Raw genomic sequence first — 22548 nt, 5'->3', positions numbered from 1 at the left:
AAACTGGTTTATTCTTGCTTTGTTGCTAAGGCTGAAAATTTAGCAAGGCTAGTGGCTATCTTCTCTCCTAGCGCATTACAGCCAACTAACTTATGACGCTTTTCTAGATAGCTAGGAGCGTTATAACTTAGCCAAACCTTCCCATCTTCATCTTCGATGATTAAGGCTTTTAGTGGTAGGTCAATGCCCATACTTTGCTGGCATTGCATCAATTTTGAACCTACCTCAGGGTTTCCAAAGATCACTAATTCCGTAGGCCTCAACGCAATACCTACATCCTTTGCTGCTTGTGAATGATTAATGCGGCTAAAAACCTGCATATTATTCTGTTCAAGTACCGTTACTAGGTTCTCAGCTGTTTGGCTGACAGTATAAGGACTACTAACCATTTCGAGGCCTTCTACATCAGCTGGATTTGTACTGCTGAGTAGTGGGAAGCTAAAGAAGAGTAGGGCTACTATGCATGTTCTTTTCATGATGATGCCTCACAGGGTTATATTTTTCGTCAATATTTAAATCGAAGCAGCTGATTTGATGGGTATAACTATAGTGTACTAATACCCGTAAGGGTAAGTTAATGGCCGTATAGCACGTAGATTAACTACTTAAAAAGAATGAAGAAATTTTGGTAGGTAGGAGAGTTAATTTATAACTTTATATATGAAGGATGTAAGAGATGAATAAAGCCTCCGAGGGAGGCTCTTAAGAGTTATTTTTTAGATTTTGCATTATCTAGAATTTCTTTGATGCGCTTATTAGATACACGTCTAGCCATAAATGAACTCCTTGTCAAAAATATAAATCTTTGTCTAACGGCTAACTCAAGCCCGATAACGGATGGTTAGCTTTGATGCCATACAAAATAGATACGATTTTTAATTACATATCATTTTATTATGCACACATTAACTATAGTCAACTTGTTACCTATGTGAAGTGCCGCTTTTGATTATAATTCGATGTTAAGTTGTTATTTTTAGACTCTTAGCCTGATTTATGATGATTCGCTAGTGGCATTAATTGTTAATGTGCATTAATGCGGGGGTAGTTACTGGATCTGCTTGAATGATTAGATAAATGTTTAAAAAGTGAAAGTGTGCGCGAAGTAACATTTATTAGTTATTTGAATTGTGTAACTAGCTGAAAAATTAAAATCTACATCAGTGCCTGCCTGCCTGTCTGGATTTATGGTGAAAAAAGACATTGCTGCTGGCCGTTTGGTATCACTACTAGAAAGTCATAAGCTATTGAATACTGGCCGAGAGCAGGTCAACGCTGTGTATTATAAATCATCGAATGTTGCTCGGCGAATTTAGGCCTTTATTGACTTTATCAAACCCCAACTAACACTTTAAGTCACTCGAGTTGATATTACGTGTAGCGCGATATTGATTACTCAGCAGCAGAATAAGTACTTATGGTTGAATCAGATAAAACGGATAAATAAAAGCGAGCCAAGGTGGCTCGCTTTGCTGTCTTTGCTACTAAAGCATGAAAAGAAACTAATGTTTACGCATCACGCTTAGGTGCTGGCTTTCGATTGTCTGAGCGGCGGCGATTTTTATTTGGTTTCGCGCCTGTTTTTGTGTCAGATTTTTCACTACCAGCGTTAAATGGTTGACGACGATTGGTAGGGCGTTTTTCCTTATCGTCATTTGATTCCTTTTTACCGCTACGTATGTTTTTTGGCTTGTAATTCAAAATTGAAACAGGGACTTCTTTAGTCGGTACAAAGCCTTCAATTTCTTTACGGGTGATCAAATGTCCTAAGCGGCTTTCAATCATGCAAAGGTTTTTAAAGTTATCTCTTGATACGAATGAGATAGCCTCACCTGATGCGCCTGCACGACCGGTACGGCCGATGCGGTGAACATAATCTTCTGGTGGATAAGGAAGATCGTAGTTAACAACGCGTTTAAGTTCAGTGATATCAATACCACGAGACGCCACGCCAGTCGCAACAAGAAGCTGGATTTTTCCTACTTTAAAATCTTCTAGTAGTTGCTCACGAATCGCTTGGCTTCGGCCACTATGGAAAGATTCTGCGGCAATACCACGTTTCTCTAGTTGGCCAACAAGTTTTGCTGCGCCGTGTTTGGTTTCGATAAAGATCAGCGCCTGATCCCACTTATTCTCCGTGATCAAGTGGCTTAGTAGCGCTGACTTTTTGTCTTTATCAACAGTGATGAGCCACTGATCAATCTGTGGCTCATTGTTGCTATCTGGGGTGATTGAGATTTCGACAGGGTTGCTAACTGCGGTTTTCGCTAAAGCACGTACCTGCTTAGATAGTGTTGCCGAAAACAGCAAGCTTTGAGTGTTTTCAGGCACACGTTCAATGACTTTATTGATATCTTCGATGAAACCCATATCCAGCATGCGGTCGGCTTCATCAAGTACTAAGATTTCTAACTCGTCAAAATGGACTGCGCGCTGGGTGTACATATCTAGCAGGCGACCGGGTGTTGCCACTAATATGTCTACGCCTTCAATAAGCTTTTGTTTCTGCAGTTTATAATCAACACCGCCGTACATTGCCAGTGACTTCAGTGGCAGGTGTTTACTGTACTGAGCAATATTCTGTTCAACTTGAATCGCCAGTTCACGGGTTGGCGTCAAAATGAGTGCGTGAATACGCTTTGGACGCACTGGACGTTCTGCTTCATTCAGCATTTGCAAAATAGGCAGTACAAAGCTGGCTGTTTTACCTGTTCCGGTTTGTGCTGCCGCGATGAGGTTACGTCCTGTTAAAACAGCAGGGATCGCCTTCTCTTGAATTGGGGTAGGGGCTTTGTAGCCAAGTTCATTGACTGCTTTTAAAATTGAATCGCTTAATCCAAGCTTGGAGAATGGCATGTGGAATCTCAGGTAAAATAAAATACATACGGCTACTGCCTTAGCAATAGCCGTTAATTGATAAGACTATTCTAACATGAAGTCAGTAGGTGGTGTGCATCGTCGCGGTATTTGTTGCTTATTCAATTATTCGATAACTGTTTAAGGTGGTACTGACGATGGCAAGTGCATCCTGGATAACATCATACTGCCTTGCTTTGCCTAGTACGCGAATTCCCTGCATTTGCATAACTAAAAATCGACTGAGTTGCGAAATATCGGCGGCTGGTGTTATCAAGCCTTTTTGTTGGTCGTTAGTCAGCGCATTAAGAAATGCTTGCTCTAAAGCGAGAAAAAGATCATTGGCTTTATCTCGTATCGGCTTATTGTCATAGGCACGTTCAAGTAACGCGTTTTGTAAGAAACAACCACAGGTTTGTTCATGTTGAAGTTGGGCGAACTGGCTAAGGAAGTGAATGACTTCTTTTGCACCTGCTTGTTCGCTTCTTAAAGCGGTTAGTGCGGGCAGAGAAACATTGTTTAAGTAATAGGCCAGTGCTTCTTGGTAAAGGGATTCTTTATCTATATAGCTATTGTAAATACTAAATCGATTGATCCCTAAGTGAGCAACAAGATCTGCCATCGATGTTTCGGCGTAGCCTTTTTGCCAGAACAACTCCATTGCTTGAATGAGTTTTTCTTCCCGTTCAAAATTTTTGCTTCTTGCCATTACTGTTATCACCATGCCTCAGCTACTTAGCTATTAAAGATACAACAATTACACCCTGATTCAGAACAATCATTCAGAAAAGTAACATTCTTTCTTGACCAATCGTTCAGATATGAATAGATTCTAATCTAAACGATCGTTCAGTAAAAAGGAAGTAACATGAAAATCTATGAGCTTGCACCAACCCCAAGTGCTAAACGCGTGAGTTTTTTTCTAGCTGAAAAAGGAATTGACGTTGAACGCGAGAGCATTAACGTTCGTGAAGGGGAGAACTTGACTGAAGCGTTTCAAGCATTAAGTGTGAATGGCCGTATTCCTGTGTTGGAACTCGATGATGGTACAACAATTTGTGAATCGATAGCGATTTGCCGTTACTTTGAAGAATTGCACCCAGAGAAGGCTGCTTTATTTGGTGAAACTGCGCTAGAAAAAGCACAAATAGAAATGTGGCAGCGAATCGTAGAGCTACAAGGCTTATTTGTTGCCTTTCAGGCTTTTCGCAATATCACTGCAATTTATAGTGACCGTGAAACATGCATTGAGGCATGGGGACAAGAATCACGTCAACGCGTGATAGATTTTGTGCCAACGCTTGAAAAGCAGTTGGCGAGTAATGAATACATAGCAGGAGATAAATACAGTGTGGCAGATATTACTGCTTTTGTATTAATGGGGATGCTGGCAGCACTTGAAGTGGCTACTGATGACTACCCAAATCTTCAAGCGTGGAAATCACGTATTGCTGAACGACCTGCCATTCAAAGTATGTCTTAATTTTATATTTATTCTCTTTTGGCGCTCTTCCAGGCGCCTTTTTTATGCGCTTAAGTTGAAACTGTTATCGATAGTTTTGTTTACGACCAGCTAGCTGAAAGCATTGGGCAACTTTTTCAATGGTTTGGTCTTCAAGGTGAGGGGAGTGGATCATATTCATGGTGAGGGTTTGCGTGCTTTCGATGAGGGACGATGGCAAAGGGCTGACAAGATCAGTATTAATAAGCGAATCTGGTAACAGTGCAATGGCATAACCGGTATTTACTGCTGTCGCTATGTTTTCCAGCAATGTACTGGTTAATACCTCGTGATAGGTAAAATGAGCTTGTTGTAATCCTTGCTCACATAAGTCGCGTAATATGCAGTTATCTTGGTATATCGCAATCGGTAAACTGGCTAGTTGATCCAAGTTGTGGTGATTGGCTGCGACCCAAAATAGCCTTTCACTCCATAACGTCAATTCATTTTCGTATTGAGTCTCACCTGAAACAATGGCGATATCGAGTTCGCCGGTGGCCACTTTTTTTCTGAGTTCTCGGCTTCTATCACAAGTTATTGTCGTTTCTAAGTTGGGAATCTCTTTGCGTAGTAGTGGCATGAAATGCGTTAGAAAACACTGGGTATAATCGGTGGGTACACCGAAGTTAAAGTGTCCAGCTATCGTGTCTTCATTGAGTGCTGATAATGCTAAGTTATTAAGTTGTAGAAACTGTTCGCTATAGGCAAGTAAGGTTTTACCTATGTCAGTTAACTGAATACCGCGATTACTTCGCTCCATCAATGAACTTCCAACCAAATTTTCCAGCTTTTTTATTTGCATGCTGACAGCGGCTTGTGACCGACAAATAACATCAGCTGCTTTTTTGAGTTCGCCGGTTTCAGCCACTACGGCAAAGGTACGTAATAGATCAAGATCTAATAAGCGCTCTTTCTTTAAGGCCTTTTCTGATACTTCCATACGATCACCTAAAAACTAATGATTTAGAAAAAGTGAATTGATAGTTCACTATTATTCGTTTGGATGAATTGTAGTTATTTTTTACCATGATATATAGAACGTAACTTGAAATTTCTGAGGACATTATATGGAACAAAACAAACAGGCCTTACCGAAGAGCATGTCGGGTGTAGTACTGACGGGTCACGGTGGTCTTGATAAGCTGGAATATCGTACTGATCTTGTTGTTCCAACCCCAGCGCAAGACGAGGTCGTGATCAGGGTTGGCGCAGCTGCTGTGAATAATACCGATATCAATACTCGCATTGGCTGGTATTCCAAATCTGTATCGGAACAGACTGATACGGGGGCACTGAATGGTTTTGAAGGTGTTAATGATTCTGATGCGAGCTGGTCGGGCGATGCGCTTCATTTTCCATTGATCCAAGGCGCTGATTGTTGCGGTATTATTGTTGCTGTCGGCGCAAATGTTGACCAAAAGCGCATTGGTGAGCGAGTACTGGTCAGATCGATTCAGCAAGTTGGCGAAAGTGCAGATTATATTTGCCAAACATTTGGCTCAGAGTGTAATGGTAGTTTTGCTGAATATACAAAAGCGTTATCAAAAGAGGCATTCGCGGTTGAAAGTAAATTAACTGATAGTGAATTAGCATCATTTCCTTGTTCGTATTCTACTGCGGAAGGCATGATTGAACGCGCTAACATTGCAGCAAGCGACACAGTGCTGATTACAGGTGCGTCGGGTGGCGTTGGATCTGCTGCAATACAGTTGGCAAAGCGACGTGGTGCAAAAGTCATTGCTATTTGTAGCGATAGCAAACGTGAGCAAATTCTTGCGATAGGTGCTGATGAAGTCATTAGCCGTGAGCAAAATTTACTTACGGTATTGGGTAATGAAAGCGTTGAAGTTGTGATCGATCTTGTGGCTGGTAGTGAATGGGGAAAGCTACTGACCGTACTACGTCGTGGTGGGAGATATAGCGTAGCAGGGGCGATTGCAGGGCCAATGGTAGAGTTAGACGTAAGAACATTATATTTAAAAGATCTGACTTTCTTCGGTTGTACCTTCCAGCCGAGACAGATCTTTGAAAACTTAGTCAATTATATTGAACGGGGTGAAATTCAGCCTTTGGTATCAAAAGAGTATTCGTTTGAAGATATACAACTTGCACAGCAAGAGTTTATGGCGAAAAAATTTGTCGGTAAGTTAGTGCTTCTGCCATAGCGTGGTATAGAAGCGCCTATTATTACTCACATGTAATATTGATTTTATATTCTCATTATTATCATTGTACAGGTAACAAGTATAATGGTGGCTATCAGATAGATATACCAATATTACAGGCCAATTGTGACAGCCATCGCCTGTTTCACTAGTCTCTACAATGGACGGTGTAGTCGTTTTAGCCAGAGGAATAATAATGAAAAAGAAGGTATTTAACTATTTCCGCTACATCAGCTGGATTGCAATTTTGTGTTCGATGCTTGGTTCAATGTTACTGATCATCATTGGCGCGTATAAAGCTTATTCAGCATTTGATGTGTTTATTTTTAACGCTATGCCGCCAGCTGAACTTGCACACCTTGATACTGCAGATATTGCGATTAGTTATTTAATTAAATCACTTGATACCTTCCTTGTTGCTTTGGTGCTATTTATTTTTGCCCACGGTATTTTTACGCTGTTTATCTGGAATAAAAATGCAGGAGAAGATCAAACAACTGAAGTGTTGAAGTGGATCAAGACCCCAAACATCGGCCACTTAAAGAATATTCTAGCCGAAGTAATCATTGTCATCCTGTTTGTGAAATTTCTGGAATTGGTATTGATTAACTTTAATAACTTAAGTTGGAATGTATTGATCTTGCCTGTGTCTATTCTATTACTGAGCTTAGGGCTTAAGTTTCTGGGTCTTGGCCAAGATGAGAACCAGAGTGAATGATCCCGCTTTACTGCTATCGTTTTACTAAAGTCTACCTAATGAGGGGGAGCAATCTAGAGCGACTTAGGTAACCCATAAAACTCTCACTAAGTAGGTATTCCTATCAACCGTTATATACTTTAGTATATAACGGTGTTTGTTTTTACCTAAGGCGATAACAATGAAGCGGTTATGGGCATACGGAGCTCTAGTGGGAGCACTCTGTTTTTCAAGTACCATTCAAGCAGGTGAGCGCGTAACTGTTTTTGCTGCAGCATCGCTAACTAATGCATTAAATGATATTGCAGATGCCTACAAAGAAAAAACAGGCATTAAAACAACGCTTTCGTATGCCTCATCTTCAGCACTAGCCCGCCAGATATCACAAGGTGCGCCTGCAGATATTTATATCTCAGCAAATGAAAGATGGATGGATTATGTTGAGCAGCAGCAAGCGGTTGAACCTGAAAGCCGTAAGGCATTGCTGCAAAATAGTTTGGTTGTTGTCGCTCCTAATGACTATCCTCAAGATGAAGTCACAATTTCGGCATCGTGGGATATTGCAGAAGCTCTAAAAGGTACCCGATTAGCTGTCGGTGACCCAAACCATGTACCTGCAGGATTATATACCAAAGAATCGCTACAATATTTCGGTCTCTGGCCTCAAGCCTTGCGTTTAATGGCTAGTGCTAGCAATGTGCGTTCAGCACTCTTGCTGGTGGAAAGGCAAGAAGCCATGTTAGGGATCGTATATAAAACCGATGCGCTGATTTCAAATAATGTAAAAATTGTCGCTGAATTACCACCAGAAAGTCATACCCCAATTTCGTACCCAGTTGCTATTGTTAAAGATAAATCAAATAGTAAGGTGCAAGGCTTCTACAGTTATTTATTATCAGATGAAGCCACTGCTATTTTTGCGCATTATGGCTTTGGGGACGTGAAGTAGTGTTGACGGAATACGAGCTTCAAGCACTGTTGCTGAGTTTGAAAATATCCAGTGTTGCGGTGTTAGTCAGTTTACCTTTTGGTGTCGCTTGTGCATGGTTACTTGCAAGGGGGAAATTTATTGGTAAGTCGTTACTCGATGGGCTAGTGCATTTACCGTTGGTGCTACCTCCTGTTGTTATTGGCTATTTGCTATTGGTTTTACTCGGGCGACAAGGTGTTATCGGTAAAGCCTTATATGAATGGTTTGGTCTTACATTCAGCTTCAGTTGGCGTGGGGCAGTTATTGCCGTTGCCGTTGTTTCATTTCCATTGATGGTACGATCTATTCGATTGGCGTTAGAAAGTGTTGATAGCAAATTAGAACAAGCGGCTAGGACGCTTGGCGCAAGTCCGCTTAAAGTCTTCTTTACTATCACCTTACCTTTAACGATACCGGGTATTTTAACTGGCGCGATCTTAGCGTTTGCCCGAGCACTCGGTGAGTTTGGTGCGACTATCACCTTTGTTTCGAATATTCCCGGTGAGACTCAAACTATTCCATTGGCAATGTTTTCATTCATCCAGACACCAGGAGCAGAGCAGCAAGCTGCCCGTCTTTGTGTCATTGCAATTGTGATTGCATTATCCTCATTACTTGCTTCGGAATGGTTAACACGTAAGGCACGCAAAAGGCTGAATGCTCAATGATCACTATTAATGTCAAAAAAACACTGGGTGATCTGAAACTGGATATGCAGCTAGCGTTACCGATGCAGGGCATTACCGCAATATTTGGTCGCTCTGGTGCGGGTAAAACATCACTAATCAATATTTTAAGTGGGCTAAGTAAGCCCGATAGTGGTGCGATTGCTATTGGTGAGCATGAATTGTTTAATAGCGATCGCGGGCTCAATCTACCACCTGAAAAGCGTAATATCGGTTACGTATTTCAAGATGCTCGTCTATTCCCACACTATACCGTCGCAGGAAATTTACGCTATGGCAGCAAGCAGGAAGATCCTCTGCAATTTACCGCCATTGTTGAAATGTTAGGGATAGTACACCTGCTGGAGCGTTACCCAGCTTCGTTATCTGGCGGTGAAAAGCAACGGGTCGCTATAGGTCGGGCATTGCTGTCTAACCCCGATATGTTATTGATGGACGAGCCACTTGCCTCGCTCGATTTACCGCGTAAACAAGAACTTATGCCATATCTCGAGAAACTGGCTAAAGAAGTTAAGATCCCTATTATTTATGTGACACATAGTTTGGATGAGATCCTTCGTTTGGCTGATCATATGGTGATGATAAATCAAGGTGAAGTCGTGGTTTCAGGTCATGTGAACAGTGTTTGGGGCGCGCCGGAAATGCGACCGTGGTTACCAGCAAAAGAGCAAAGCTCTTTGCTAAGTGCACGGGTTAATTACGATCATGCACGGTATGCTCTCACACAGGTTATGCTGAATCATGACTCGTTCTTGTGGGTGAATAAGCTTAATCGAACCCGAGGTGAATGGGTACGTGTACGTATTCACTCCAACGATGTGTCGATAACGAAAGTGATGCCACAGCAGACTAGTATTCGAAATATTATCTCTGCACGAATCGATAAAATTCACTCGGTTGATGAGCAGCAGAAGGTAGAAGTACGATTACGGGTTGGTGAAGCGCAATTATGGGCTAATATAACGTTATGGGCTGCCGATGAGCTAAACCTGCAAATAGGTGATCTCGTTTATGCTCAGATTAAAGGCGTTAGTGTGACTCAGGATGATCTTGCTTGATCACTGAATTTGAAAAATGCTTAAAATAGCTCCCAGTTAAGGGAGCTATTTTTTAGTCTCAGATTTGATTGATTGACTGTGCAATGATGATATTACGCTTGATGGCTTCCTTCATATGCGCATCGTCAGTGGCGTTTAGCAGTGCTTGTTGCTTTGCAATGTATGCTTTTGCCAGTTCAGGTGAAGTGAACTTCAGATCTTTGACATTAATTGAAGCGACGTTGGTATAGCGGCCATCTTCACTTGTCGGTACCGAAATCGTCCCTTCATTGATCAGGTTTTTAATGATTTCACGCTCTTGCTCGTAGCCTTCTAACCCTGATAACGCCCAGCGGTTCATTGGTTTACCGGTATAGCTTCCTTCCTTAACCTCTGTTAAGTAACGTATTGCAAGGTTACGAATTGTGCCTGCTTCTTCACCGTATTCTTCTTCTGTATCAAACAGAACAGGGAAGGCTTGGCCTTCTAGTACACCACCTGCTTTTGTTAGGTGGCCCATACGGTAGCTGTTCATACCAATACGAATCGGGGTGGCATTGGTGATTTGCTTGCCATCAGAAAATTGAAGTTGCTTAATACGCTGGCCCGCAGGCTCTGTTAAGTCAATGGTGTAGGTAACGCCAGCAAAGAAGTCATTGGTTGAATACTTTGAAGCTCGGCGTACAGGGTTAAAGCTATAAGTTACATCACCGGTATTAACGCTGTTGAAATAACCAGCAGACCATTCCATGTATTGCTTAAGCTCTTTACCTGTCATTTCGTAGACAGTGATTTCACCACCAGCGTACTGATAGTTATAGGCAATATCTTTTGCTTTAATCTTACCAACATCAAGTTTGGCATAGTCATTGTCGATCTGTAGAGCTATAACATTCGCTTTTGGAGCATAATGCATGCTGGCTTCTTGGAACAGGGTGCTGATCCCAGTATCTTGGATATGAACTTGTGGAATACCGCGAATTTCATCGGCTGGAACAAGATCGGTGCCAGTAAGTTCAGCGACAACGCGGTTCGCATTTTCGCGCAGGCGCTTATGATAAGGCGCATACAGCTCATCCATCTTTTCGTTAGATGCAATACCGTCTATTTTGTAGGTGTAACTGTCTTTGTTTACAAGTGTGAACTTACCGTCATTTTCTTCAAACTGAAGATCGATACGTGATAACGCTCTACCGTATTTATCTGGTTCGGTAATGATAACGCCATTCACAACTGCTTTGTCGATGCGGGTATGCATGTGGCCAGCAACAATAGCATCAATTTCTGGGTTATCATTGGCGATATCGGTTACGCCGGTGGCTTCGATATTATTTTCATTGTCCAGTCCCATGTGAGCAACAAGAACAATGGCATCAACTTCATCATCAATCTGACTGATGACTTTTTTAACTTCTAAAGAAGGATTGGTAAATGTCATACCACCAAGACGGTTTGTTCCTTCTGCAAAAACTTGGGTCATTGGGGTATCCATGCCGATGATCCCGATTTTGATCCCTTGCTTTTCGATCACCTTATAAGCAGGCAGAAACGGGTTACCGTCTTCTCGTTTAATATTCCCTGCTAAAGATGTACCTGAAAACTGAGATAGGGAACGATTTAAAACATCAAGGCCAAAGTCGAATTCGTGGTTACCAAGTACCCAGACGTCATATTGCATTTCGTTGAAGCCAAGCATCATCGGATCGACAGGTTCGTCTTTAAAGGTCTCAACGAAGTTACCTTGAATCGTATCACCGGCATCGACCAAGATGACATTGTCTTGATCGTGGCGGATCCCTTTAACCTTTGTAGCAATTTGGCTGAGGCTACCACGCATGTTCAGTTTATCACTGGCGTAGTCCCATGGCATGAAGTGGCCATGAATGTCTGATGTACCCAGAATGGTCACATCAATCATCTCTGATTCAGACGCAAAAGCGTTGCCACATAACGCTAGTATAATGGTTGAGGCTAAAATATTTTTCTTCATTATGATTCTTAAATAGTTGAAAATTCGCTTAAAGCTTACAAATATTACATTTTTATTACGGTGATTACGATCACTAAATGGCGACTACGAGCTAACATTGTTGCATTATTTGTGAGAAGTAAACGGTGAGGCGAGCGGAGATAAAGGGGCATATACAGAGGCTAGTGAGAGGCACACAGCGGTAAATCGAGACTTAAATTATTATAAAATCCAAGTTAGAGGAGAAGAGGTTCATTTTATGTGTGCTTTATAGGCAGCGTAATTTATTAAACGGTATTAATAAATTACCGGATAAAATAGTAAAATAACGATGTTAAAAAAGTAGCATCAAACAAAAAAGTTAAAAATAAAAAATAACTTTTTTGTCTTAAACATATTTGTCACTAGATTGAAAGTCATAAGAATGTCATGGGTGTCTTATTAATTAGATCTTGGCGTTTGAATAATCGAGCACAGAATAAATTAAGAATGTTATATTTATAGTTTATACTTATCAATGCCTTAACGTAACTCTCTGTATGTTTAGGTATTATCAGTCTTGTTATGATTGTGTCAGAATGAACAAAAAGTAACCGTTGCATATTGAAGCGTTAAGGCTAGAGTCAGTATAGTGTGTCTCACGAAATCGCTGACAGACGATTAGCGAAAATATTAATCATGTTTTATTCAGTTGAATATTTAATTTAACTTTTCCTATTTTAGGTGGGTAAAACATATCTAATGTATTCAACGGTTAGGTATATCATGCGAGTAATTCCATTAATTCTTCTTTCTTCATTATTATTGGCTGGCTGTGGTTCAGGCGGCTCAGATTCCGGATCTAGCTCTGGTAACAATGGCTCTGACGTATCAGATGGTGATAATGGTTCTAGTGGTGGCGATACCGATCCAGCCCCGTCTCCAGGACCGACACCCCCTCCAGGAACAACACCGCCGCCTCCACCACCACCACCAAGTGATGAATTTGCAGATCAAATGTTATATGCGGTAAACCTAGCTCGCTCGCAACAACAAACTTGTGGCAGCCAGACGATGCCAGCGGTGCCTGCGCTTGAGTGGGATTATGATCTAGAAGCTGCGGCATATCGCCACTCGAGTGATATGGCCAATGCAAACTTTATGAGCCACACTGGCTCTGACGGTAGTTCACCCGATCAACGTATTGCCGATACAGGCTATTCAGCCAACGCATGGGCAGAGAACGTTGCTGCGGGACAGAAAAGCATTGATGCTGTAATGACCGCTTGGATGAACAGCCCTGGTCACTGTACCAATATTATGAACGCGAATGTCACCGAGCTAGGTGCATCACTGGTCGAGAACCAAGGTTCTGGTTATGGATATTACTGGACGCAAGTATTCGCCCGTCCTAGATAATAATTAAATGATTGGTTTAATTTAGACTTATACCCAAACATCGACGATGTTTGGGTATAGTTATTTATGAAGGCTGTTTTTCTAACACTAAAACTTGGCCATCAGTAAAGTAATGGTTTGATTTTGAGTAGGCTTTCGGGTCACCCAGACGTCGGTAGCTGGCTGACCATTTAGTGTTATCTATTGTTTCTATCATTCTGTCGCGCTCTTGATCGACATCTGGGTCAATGGCATGCAATACAGTGATCATACCTTTGTAGTGAGCAAGCTTTAGAGCATTGTCATAACTCACTGCTCCCATCCATATATCTTTACTTGTTACTTGCTCTTTACCTGCATACCACCATCGAATATGACGCCGCTGTACAATATCGCCTTCATGTTGATAAGCGAGTAGCTGTGGCTGTTGAGCCCAATAAAGATCGGAAATAGGCGGTAATTCATCGGTCACTAAATTGAGGTACTGTTTTAAGTTAAGGTCATCTTTTGAAAATGTTTTGTTTTCAATCCAGCCTTGATCTGCCATTAAAATGCTTGGATGTTCACCGATTATCACAACATTAATTGGCTGTGGCTTATAGACCGGAGCAAGACCCGGATAGATTTTGTAATCCAGAGTTTCTAAAGAAACGAACTGTTCTGTATTCGTAGCACTAGCATTGGCTGATGATATCCACTCAATGCTGTATGCGTTGCTGTGGAAGAAATGGTAGTAATTCGCAGCACCTAAAGAAATAAGCCAGCAAACGGACATGCTAAACCACTTTTTTTTGGTATCGAGCCGATACAGGGTGGCACAAGCAATGGTTGCGAGTGTAATGGCAATCAGTAACACGCTATGTTCTTGAAGGAATAATAAGACAGTATGCCAGCTTGGTAGTAAATGGATGCCTTTTCCTACGAGAAAGCCAATGAGTACAAATTGACCAATGCCAGCGGCAAGGCCAATAGCAGAGTAAAAAGTGAATATGTGCCAAGGGACAGCATAACTTCCGGCTAAGAAAGGCATAATCCATGCTACAGGACCAAGTAGTCGTGCTAGTGCAATAAACCAAGGCCCACGTTTTTTTAAAATTAGCCGTGTTTTGGCGATAGGGCGACGTGTTTTCTTAATACGCTTTCCTAGCCAGCGGCAGCCTTGACTGCCGTACTTGCAACCGATGAAGTAACTAAGCTGGTCACCAATAAATCCCCCGATAAATACGGCAACTACCCCATAAAGTGCACCGCTTGCCAGAAGATAGCCTGCTGCGAGTAGGAAAGGCTCGCCGGGGACGACTAAATTAGGACCGATTAATGCGTCTAATAGGCTCCCCCCGAAGAACCACCACCACGCATGCTCTGACATAATTTATTTTGCATCCTTGTAGTGATCAAATTTGTACTCTATTTCGTTTTTACGCATTTCACCGAAGAGGAAACGTCGCACATTGGCTTTGAAGTAAGTCCAGCCCATACTGAATAAACCATCTTGCTCTAGGCGGCGAGGATCAAACCAAAAGCTGATTGGCAGAATTCGATAGCGCCATGTTTGTGCTGCTCGGTTGGCATAATCGCAGTCTTCACAGAGTGTAATTTCTGTGTCGAAGCCGCCTATCTCACTGTGTACGCGTTTGGTTGAAAACATGCAGGCACCAACCGCGGTAGGGAAGAAATACGATGTTGCGAATAACCCTGCATTAAAGGCTAGATAGCCAGCTTTATAGCCCAAAGGTAGGTTTTCTGCGCCCATATAGGCGCCAGCAACCTCAAGCTTTTTCGATTGTAGATGGTGTAGGGCATTAGTTAAGAATGTTGGTGATAAACGTACGTCAGCATCAAGGAATAAAAGCCTTTCATGTTTTGCGAGTTCTGCCCCCGTATTTCGTCCTAAGCTAGTTCCACGCTGTTCCATCTTATGAATCGTGAGTGAGGGAAGGGCCTGTTCGAAGCCACGAGCGACTTCGCAGGTGTTATCTTCGCTATTTGAGTCGACCACAATAACCTCAAATTGCTGGTGGCTCTGTTTACTGAGATCATCGAGCAGACGGCCGATACGTTTTTCTTCATTTAGTGTGATTACAATAATACTGATAGGCGTCATAATTTTTTCTCTTCTTGTTTGAATATGTAGCCATCATACTTAAGCAAGTTTGAACTATTGATGACGGTAGTTATTCATATTCAATTCATATAAAGAGAATTGAGCGTATATTTTGATAAGAATATAATGATTAGGTTTAATCATTTAGAGGTTAGAGGTTAGAGGTTAGAGGTTAGAGGTTAGAGGTTAGAGGGCTGGTAATGAGGAGAGTAAGGGGAGGTGATGATATTCACGCTAATCCATTTAATTACTCTCCATATGGACAAAGATAATATTTCACCCTTTTGCTTTTTCTAATAAATAAGATTCCACATCATGCACCCATTGCGGCCTGTTGATGTATTTCCCAAGTACAATACATGGAATGAAAAATAAAAACAGAGGGATAGCATCATGAATGTAAGTTCTTGCATAAGCTTCTTCATGAGAGTAGTAATTTAATACACTTAAAAGGCTAAAGATTGTACCTAACATAACCATTGCTGCAGAGATAACGAGAATGATCCCTAGGATATCTCTAAAATAGACTTTTGATGCTGTCATAACCATTATCTTGAGTTGTTTACAGTGGTTATGAATATACGCCTAAATATAACTATGAATGTGAAATAGATCACGCGTGGTGATAGGTTCGAAATAAAAAGAAATTTTATTGATTTTAAGCAAAAAATGAGTGGGCAAAGCCTTATTACCTCAATGCCCATTTAAAAGCTTGGTGAAGACATGCTTTCCCATTATGAGAAATCACTTGTCCATGCGATAAAATAATACGTTCAAAAGGCCATGTTAGAATTTCCTGTAAGGATTGGCGTAATCGCGTTTTATCATCAAATGTGAGGCGCCAATAGATAGGCATTGCAGGATTTAAATAGCAGCCATTCAGCATCCCGAGGATAAACGTGAACGGATTAGAACTCGGTTTAAACCAAGCTAGTGTGTCACCAACAATCAGTGTTTTTGATTGAGGATCGCAAAAGACAACTTCTTCCATCTTATCACTGCCACGCAAGAGGGTTTGATAGAGTTGGTGACGCCAAATCACAGGACTATTCGCGCCCAGCGCATCGTCAAAGACAAGATCGGTGCGTTTATTTTGCAGCCCTGGCGGGGCAAAAAAGTACGCATTGGGATAAGCAAGCCACCATTCAGATAAGAACAAATGGTGATTCATATTGGGTGTGACAATGGCGTAAACCTGACCTAGTTTACTCAGTGCTAGTTGCAGTTTGGTGGTCAGTTGAATAGGAGAGTGGATCAATAGCTGGTTATTATCCAACCGTAGGATAGTCATTCTGGCACCAACAGGAATGCCGTTCATCTTGAACGGCATGTCCACATACCAAAGTCTGTTTTTGCTCCATTCAATCATTGGTCGTCCTTAACCAGTGATGAGCTACTTGATTTAGAAGCCCATGAGTTTTAACAAGTTTTCAGCCGTTTCAATGGCTTGTTGGCGATTAGCAATGTTGAGTTTTTGGTACAAATTGCGAATGTGCGTTTTAATTGTCGTCGAAGCAACATCGAGTTCAGAAGCAATTTGTTCATTACTATAACCGGTATAGATAAGCCCAAGTACTTGCCATTCACGTTGAGTAAGTGGGCTAGTGCGGATCAGTTCCGGGATATCAGGTAAATTCAGTAGCTTTTCTACAAAGCTCTCGTCAAAGTGTACTGAGCGGTTACGCTCTTTACTGGTCATTTCGCGTAATAACTGTCTTGCTCGGTGCATTTCTAGTTCATTAAGCGATTTATTGTCAACGAGCTCTTGTATCAGGTCACAAATCTCACTGCCATCACATAAGAAAATGCCCACCATGCCAGTGCTATTAGTAAGAGATAATGCTTCTTGGAGCTCAGAAAGAGCTGCATCACGGTGCCCTTGCTTCTTACTTAACATTGCTTTTACCACAAGGTTGCGGTTCTTGTCTGTGATCAAGTTATGCTTAACACAGCTCTCTTCGAGCATATAAAAAATACTTTCAGCACGCTCATAATTACCCATATTGATACAAGCTCGACCAATATTACGCCATTGTAATTGCTGGAAGTGGTTACAAGCAGCTTCTGGCTGTTCGGCTTGAGCTAGCCACTGTTGGATATTCTCTATATCCCCCGTATTTTGCCAGTAGAGTAGGTTGGCTAAATCGGTATTTGCACGCCAGTCAATATGGTAACTAGAGCGATCCATCATGCTATTACACAGTTCGAGGTAGCGAGCCGATTTGTCTTGTTCCCCACGAGTAATCGCGATTCTAGCGAGCATGGAATATGCGTGAAGTGATTTAGTTTCATCGTATGGCGCAAGCACTTCAAGGCTTTTTAAAGCCGCTTCTTCTGCTTCATCTAGACGGTTCCAGCACCAGAGTATTTGGGCACGTAAACGAAGTAGAAATTCATGAAGAGGAACTTGTTGCAAGTGCTGTTCTTTAACGAGCTTGAAGGCTTGGTCTAATACTTCGAAAGCGGTTTGCACATAGCCTTGCGCAAGTAAAATCTCACTTTGTTGCAGTAATGCCCAGAGAGCCTGATGGTAAACATGGTATTGACGCGCCATTTTTTCAGTTTGTTGCATCATAGGTAAAGCACGGCTTAGGTTTCCTAGGCAATGGTGTACTTCACCCACAACCGAGGTTGCAACAATACGGCTACGGTATGTTGTTGATGGTAGTTGCCCAAGTGCTTGCTCTGATAAAGTCAGCGCCTCTTCGGGTTTACTTTGGTTTATGGCTACTTGCGCGCGAAGTGCATTGAATTCACCTTGTATCGCATCATCTAATACGATATCACGGCAGAGCATCGCGTCTTCTGCGGCAGCGATCATATCACCAATATCATTGTAGCGATGTTGGCTTTGAGCTAGCCACATGCGCAATAATCCTAAGCGAGGATGGCTGATTAACTGTTCATTTTTGAGTGAAGCCAGACAATCTTCAAGCAACTTGATTTCGCCATGGTGGTACATTCCCCATCCGTGATCAGTCAAGATCTCAATGATCAGAGCTTCATTTTCACACTTTTGAGCATGAAGTAATGCCTGTTGCGGTGAATCTTGCTTGAGCCATGCTCGTGCTGCAAGGGCGTGAAGTTCACCACGCTGCTGTGGAATTTGTGAATAACGTTGGTGACGAAGGAATTCGGCAAACAAGTTATGGAAACGGTACCAGTTATTATCACCTTCCAAGGTGTTTAAGAATAAACCGAAGCGGTTCAATGATTCGAGCATGGCGAGTGCGTCACTTCGGCCAGTTAGCTCTGCCACCAACTGGGCATTGAAAATATCAAGCACGGAGCACTGTAACAGGAATTGCTGTGTCTCGCGATCAAGCTGGTCGAACACTTCTTCCGCAAGGTAATCCCATAAGTGGCCACGGTTAAAGTTAGCCATCGATTCAGCTGATTCAACCAGCGTGTTTGGTCTTTGCTGGGCATGAAGCGCAATAAGCTGTAATGCAGAAGGCCAACCTTCAACTTGTTGGTGAAGATTACGCAGTACCGATGTTTCTATGCTTTCATTAACCCGTTTGCTGAAGAAACGTTCAGTTTCTTCTTCGTCGAAAGCGAGGCGATCGTTATCAACTTCGATGAGAAGATCACGAATTCGCAGGTTTGCAGTGCCAAGTGGCGGTAGTGTCCGACTGGTGACAACCAATGTGATGTTGTCTGGCATATTTTTTAAGAAAAAACGCAAACCATCATGAATATCGTCGTTATTGATAACATGATAGTCGTCTAAAACGAGATAGGTTTGTTCGTGATATTCGCTTAACTCGCTAAAAAGTTCACTAAATAGAGTCGATAGGCAGGCAAATTGGCGTCTTTCAGCCATTGCCTGTGTTTTTGGACAAGTGTTGTTCGTTGCTTTGTTAATTGACTGTAATAAGTAATTAGCAAAACGGAATGTATCGTTATCATTTTCATCAATGTTGAACCAGCCCGTATGTGGGTGCTCGTTCAACCATTGCGCTGCCATTGTGGTTTTACCGAAACCTGCTGGGGAGCGGAATAGCACAAGGCGATAGAAAGGAGCCTGATCAAGAGTTTCCAGCAATCGCGGACGAATAATCGCGTTATGAAGGCGTGCTGGGCGAGTTAGTTTAGATGGTATCCACATAATCTAGCTATCTTATTGTAAGGTTTAGTCGATTTTGCTCTGTTGTTTTTAATCGTTTGCCACTAAGTCGGCATCACGTTTTTAGTAGAGCTATTATGCTATCAAGTAATGATTATCTTGCATGAAAATCATTACACAGCATTTGATCTGCTCCATAACTTTACATTTCAAAATGTTTAAATCAGCAATTCTTACTCTCTCATCCCTATATTTATGAGTTTGATCACATATATAAGATCTTTCATAAAYATTTAAGCCTGCAATTGCACATGAAATTAGAGCCATAAAGTGTGAATCAGATTGCATTTGATGTTGTCGTTGTGTGCTTCTACACCCCGATTCTTTGCTGATGGTCACAGAAAGGGGGGGAGAGGCGTAGCTACGCCCTTAATCCTCCTCCCTCCTCCTCCATTTGTCAGGAGGATGTTTTAGCCTATAAATAAAGGCAACATAGTCCCCAGTTGGAAATAATCCTAGAGAGAGATTGAACCATGTCAAAAAATGGTCAGGCACAACAATTTGATAAAGCAGCATTTAAAGCATCTGTAGAGAAGCATTTAAGTGCAACTTACGCAAACACAACTGAAACGGCGACACCACGTAGCTGGTATATGGCAATGGGTCGTGCGTTAGCAGAAATTAGCACAGGTAATCTATTAGCGACTGAGCAGAAGTTGGCTGAAGAAAAAGCCCGCAGTGTTAATTATCTGTCTCTTGAATTCTTAATTGGCCGTCTGACAGGTAACAACCTAATCAGCATGGGCCTTTATGAAAATGTTTCATCAGCAATGGAAGAGATGGGTCAGAACTTAACTGACTTACTTGAAGAAGAACGTGACCCTGCACTAGGCAATGGTGGTTTAGGCCGCTTAGCCGCATGTTTCATGGATTCGTTAGCGGCACAAGAATACCCAGCTGTCGGTTACGGCCTTCACTATGAATACGGTTTATTCCGCCAGTCATTTGAAGATGGTCGTCAGGTTGAAGCACCAGATGCATGGCGTGGTATTGAAGGTTACCCTTGGGAAGTTATTCGCCCTGAATTAACACAAGAAGTTAGCCTTTACGGCCATGTTGAAGCTTACACAGACGAAAATGGTGTTGAATGTCGCCGTTGGGTTCCTGCAATGAGCGTTGAAGGTATTGCTTGGGATCTCCCAATCGTTGGTTACGATAACGACAGTGTTTACCCACTGCGTCTTTGGGAATGCCGTTCAAATGCACCATTTAACCTAGCCCGCTTCAATGATGGCGACTATGTAGGTGCACAATATTCAGCTTTAGAAGCGGGTAACGTTACAAAAGTATTGTACCCAAATGATAACCATGACCAAGGTAAAGCACTGCGTCTAATGCAGCAGTACTTCCATTGTGCATGTTCAATTGGTGATATTCTACGTCGCCACTTCGCTGCTGGTAACAAAATTGAAGAGCTGTCTCAGCTTGAGACAATTCAGCTTAACGATACTCACCCAACTATCGCGATTCCAGAGCTATTGCGTATTCTGATTGATGAATACAAATTAGGTTGGGACGCTGCTTGGGCTATTTCGTCGAAGACATTTGCCTATACAAACCACACACTATTGCCTGAGGCACTAGAAACGTGGAGTGAAGCACTTATTCAACAAATGCTTCCTCGTCATATGGAAATTATCTTTGAAATAAACCACCGCTTCATGAAGCAGGTTGAGGCAACTTGGCCGAGCAACAATGAAGTGAAGCGCAAGCTTTCTATCATTCAAGAAGGCCCACAGCGTATGGTTCGCATGGCTAACTTGTGTGTAGTCAGTACTTATGCCGTTAACGGTGTAGCAGCATTACACTCAGAGTTGGTTAAGCGCGATCTGTTCCCTGAGTTTAATGAGCTATTCCCTGGTCGCCTTCAAAACGTGACTAACGGCGTAACGCCACGTCGCTGGATCAAATATTGTAACCCAGGTCTTTCTGCGTTAATTAGCGAGAAAGTGGGTAACGATTGGCCTGCGAAACTTGAAAAAATTGCTGGGCTAGAGAAATTTGCTGACGATGCAGCGTTCCAAAAACGTTACATGGCAGTGAAGAAAGAGAACAAGCAGCGTTTAGCTGATTGGGTTGAAGAAAACATGGGTATTGAACTTGATACTGATGCGATCTTTGATATCCAAATTAAACGCCTACACGAGTACAAGCGTCAGCACCTTAACTTGCTTAATATCCTGGCACTTTACCACCGTCTTCTGAACGACCCAACGTTCGACATGCACCCACGTGTATTCTTCTTTGGTGCGAAAGCAGCACCAGGTTATGCATTGGCAAAAGACATTATCTTCGCAATTAACAAAGTTGCAGAGAAAGTGAATGACGACCCGCGTTTAGGCGGCAAGCTAAAAGTTGTATTCATTCCTGATTACCGCGTAAGTCTTGCTGAAATTCTATTCCCTGCCGCTGATGTATCAGAGCAAATATCAACTGCAGGTAAAGAAGCATCGGGTACAGGTAACATGAAGTTCGCAATGAACGGTGCATTAACTGTCGGTACGATGGATGGTGCGAACGTTGAAATGCGTGAAGAAGTGGGTGACGAAAATATCTTCATCTTTGGCCTACTGGTTGATGAAGTACAAAAACTAAAAGAAGAGGGCTACGACCCTTACCGTTATTACCATGCTGATAGCTTACTGCGCGCAGCGATGGATTTATTGGAAACGGATGAGTTTACCCCAGGTAAACCAGGTCAATTGGCTGCTATTCGCCATAACCTGTTAGACGGCGGCGACCCATACTTAGTACTGGCTGACTTTGCAGATTACGTGAAAACACAAGAGAAAATTGATGCTGAATAACGTGACCAGAAAACATGGGCACGGAAAGCAATTCTAAATACAGCATTAATGAGCAAATTCAGTTCAGACCGTAGTATTCGTGACTACGCCAATAACATCTGGAAGCTAGAGCCAGTAAAGCGTTAATTAACACTTAAAGCGTATGAGTACCAACCTGAATTGGCTGGCTCACTTCAGGTTGGTATCACCTCTAAACGGATATCAGCAATACCCTAACATCGTAGCAGCTGAAAGGCTGCTATCGGAGAGA

At 42.2% G+C, this 22548-nt stretch carries 17 protein-coding genes and 2 pseudogenes; 9 read left to right on the top strand and 10 right to left on the bottom strand.

Annotated elements, in window-relative coordinates; all coding sequences use genetic code 11:
* Nucleotides 1–8: 8 nt before the first annotated feature.
* Nucleotides 9–476, bottom strand: coding sequence for a DUF302 domain-containing protein (locus L4D78_RS22015; RefSeq protein WP_428468908.1), 468 nt, complete (start codon nt 474–476; stop codon nt 9–11).
* A gap of 693 nt (nt 477–1169) precedes the next feature.
* Between L4D78_RS22015 and L4D78_RS22010 the strand changes: the two are divergent.
* Nucleotides 1170–1316: pseudogene (locus tag L4D78_RS22010) on the top strand (LysR family transcriptional regulator); the annotation flags it as partial.
* A 193-nt stretch (nt 1317–1509) separates the two neighbouring features.
* Here L4D78_RS22010 and L4D78_RS22005 read toward each other — a convergent pair.
* Both L4D78_RS22005 and L4D78_RS22000 read right to left on the bottom strand, forming a co-directional pair.
* Nucleotides 1510–2856, bottom strand: a complete 1347-nt coding sequence (locus L4D78_RS22005) for a DEAD/DEAH box helicase (RefSeq protein ID WP_428468907.1) — start codon at nt 2854–2856, stop codon at nt 1510–1512.
* Nucleotides 2857–2974: 118 nt separating this feature from the next.
* Nucleotides 2975–3565, bottom strand: coding sequence for a TetR/AcrR family transcriptional regulator (locus L4D78_RS22000; RefSeq protein ID WP_428468906.1), 591 nt, complete (start codon nt 3563–3565; stop codon nt 2975–2977).
* Between the two features lie 159 nt (nt 3566–3724).
* On the opposite strand from L4D78_RS22000, the gene L4D78_RS21995 reads away from it, so the two are divergent.
* The gene (locus L4D78_RS21995) at nt 3725–4339 is read left to right on the top strand and encodes a glutathione S-transferase family protein (RefSeq protein WP_428468905.1); all 615 of its coding nucleotides are present in this window, start codon (nt 3725–3727) and stop codon (nt 4337–4339) included.
* A gap of 64 nt (nt 4340–4403) precedes the next feature.
* Here the strand turns inward: L4D78_RS21995 and L4D78_RS21990 are convergent, their stop codons facing one another.
* Nucleotides 4404–5297 carry a LysR family transcriptional regulator gene (locus L4D78_RS21990; protein WP_428468904.1) on the bottom strand — a complete coding sequence of 298 codons (894 nt, stop codon included), beginning with the start codon at nt 5295–5297 and terminating at the stop codon, nt 4404–4406.
* Between the two features lie 127 nt (nt 5298–5424).
* Here L4D78_RS21990 and L4D78_RS21985 point away from each other — a divergent pair, with 127 nt between their 5' ends.
* The 5 genes from L4D78_RS21985 to modC all read left to right on the top strand — a co-directional run bounded on the left by L4D78_RS21985 (nt 5425) and on the right by modC (nt 9933).
* The gene (locus L4D78_RS21985; protein WP_428468903.1) at nt 5425–6522 is read left to right on the top strand and encodes an alcohol dehydrogenase family protein; all 1098 of its coding nucleotides are present in this window, start codon (nt 5425–5427) and stop codon (nt 6520–6522) included.
* A gap of 196 nt (nt 6523–6718) precedes the next feature.
* Entirely contained in the window at nt 6719–7240 is a 522-nt protein-coding gene (locus tag L4D78_RS21980; protein WP_428468902.1) for a YqhA family protein, read from the top strand.
* Between the two features lie 160 nt (nt 7241–7400).
* Nucleotides 7401–8168 carry a molybdate ABC transporter substrate-binding protein gene (gene modA, locus L4D78_RS21975; RefSeq protein WP_428468901.1) on the top strand — a complete coding sequence of 256 codons (768 nt, stop codon included), beginning with the start codon at nt 7401–7403 and terminating at the stop codon, nt 8166–8168.
* Nucleotides 8168–8857, top strand: coding sequence for a molybdate ABC transporter permease subunit (gene modB / locus L4D78_RS21970; protein WP_428468900.1), 690 nt, complete (start codon nt 8168–8170; stop codon nt 8855–8857). The genes modA and modB overlap by 1 nt, the downstream gene beginning before the upstream one ends.
* A complete protein-coding gene (gene modC, locus L4D78_RS21965) occupies nt 8854–9933 on the top strand; it encodes a molybdenum ABC transporter ATP-binding protein ModC (RefSeq protein ID WP_428468899.1) in 1080 nt (359 codons plus the stop codon). The genes modB and modC overlap by 4 nt, the downstream gene beginning before the upstream one ends.
* A 58-nt stretch (nt 9934–9991) precedes the next feature.
* On the opposite strand, the gene L4D78_RS21960 is transcribed toward modC, so the two are convergent.
* Entirely contained in the window at nt 9992–11902 is a 1911-nt protein-coding gene (locus tag L4D78_RS21960; protein ID WP_428468898.1) for a bifunctional metallophosphatase/5'-nucleotidase, read from the bottom strand.
* Between the two features lie 744 nt (nt 11903–12646).
* Between L4D78_RS21960 and L4D78_RS21955 the strand changes: the two genes are divergently transcribed.
* The gene (locus tag L4D78_RS21955) at nt 12647–13279 is read left to right on the top strand and encodes a CAP domain-containing protein (RefSeq protein ID WP_428468897.1); all 633 of its coding nucleotides are present in this window, start codon (nt 12647–12649) and stop codon (nt 13277–13279) included.
* Nucleotides 13280–13343: 64 nt separating this feature from the next.
* Here the strand turns inward: L4D78_RS21955 and L4D78_RS21950 are convergent, their stop codons facing one another.
* The 5 genes from L4D78_RS21950 to malT form a co-directional block, all read right to left on the bottom strand.
* Nucleotides 13344–14627 carry an LssY C-terminal domain-containing protein gene (locus L4D78_RS21950; RefSeq protein WP_428468896.1) on the bottom strand — a complete coding sequence of 428 codons (1284 nt, stop codon included), beginning with the start codon at nt 14625–14627 and terminating at the stop codon, nt 13344–13346.
* Between the two features lie 3 nt (nt 14628–14630).
* Nucleotides 14631–15362, bottom strand: a complete 732-nt coding sequence (locus tag L4D78_RS21945; RefSeq protein ID WP_428468895.1) for a glycosyltransferase — start codon at nt 15360–15362, stop codon at nt 14631–14633.
* Between the two features lie 276 nt (nt 15363–15638).
* A complete protein-coding gene (locus tag L4D78_RS21940) occupies nt 15639–15905 on the bottom strand; it encodes a D-fructose-6-phosphate amidotransferase (RefSeq protein WP_428468894.1) in 267 nt (88 codons plus the stop codon).
* A gap of 145 nt (nt 15906–16050) precedes the next feature.
* A complete protein-coding gene (locus L4D78_RS21935; RefSeq protein WP_428468893.1) occupies nt 16051–16731 on the bottom strand; it encodes a DUF4336 domain-containing protein in 681 nt (226 codons plus the stop codon).
* 33 nt (nt 16732–16764) lie between these two features.
* Complete coding sequence (malT, locus tag L4D78_RS21930) at nt 16765–19473, bottom strand: HTH-type transcriptional regulator MalT (RefSeq protein ID WP_428468892.1); 2709 nt, start codon at nt 19471–19473, stop codon at nt 16765–16767.
* Nucleotides 19474–19964: 491 nt separating this feature from the next.
* Between malT and L4D78_RS21925 the strand changes: the two are divergent.
* Nucleotides 19965–22424: pseudogene (locus L4D78_RS21925) on the top strand (glycogen/starch/alpha-glucan phosphorylase).
* The last annotated feature ends 124 nt before the right edge of the window (nt 22425–22548 follow it).

It is taken from the genome of Photobacterium minamisatsumaniensis (genome assembly GCF_050336695.1).
Taxonomy (GTDB): domain Bacteria; phylum Pseudomonadota; class Gammaproteobacteria; order Enterobacterales; family Vibrionaceae; genus Photobacterium; species Photobacterium minamisatsumaniensis.
This window is presented reverse-complemented; position numbering and strand designations above follow the sequence as displayed.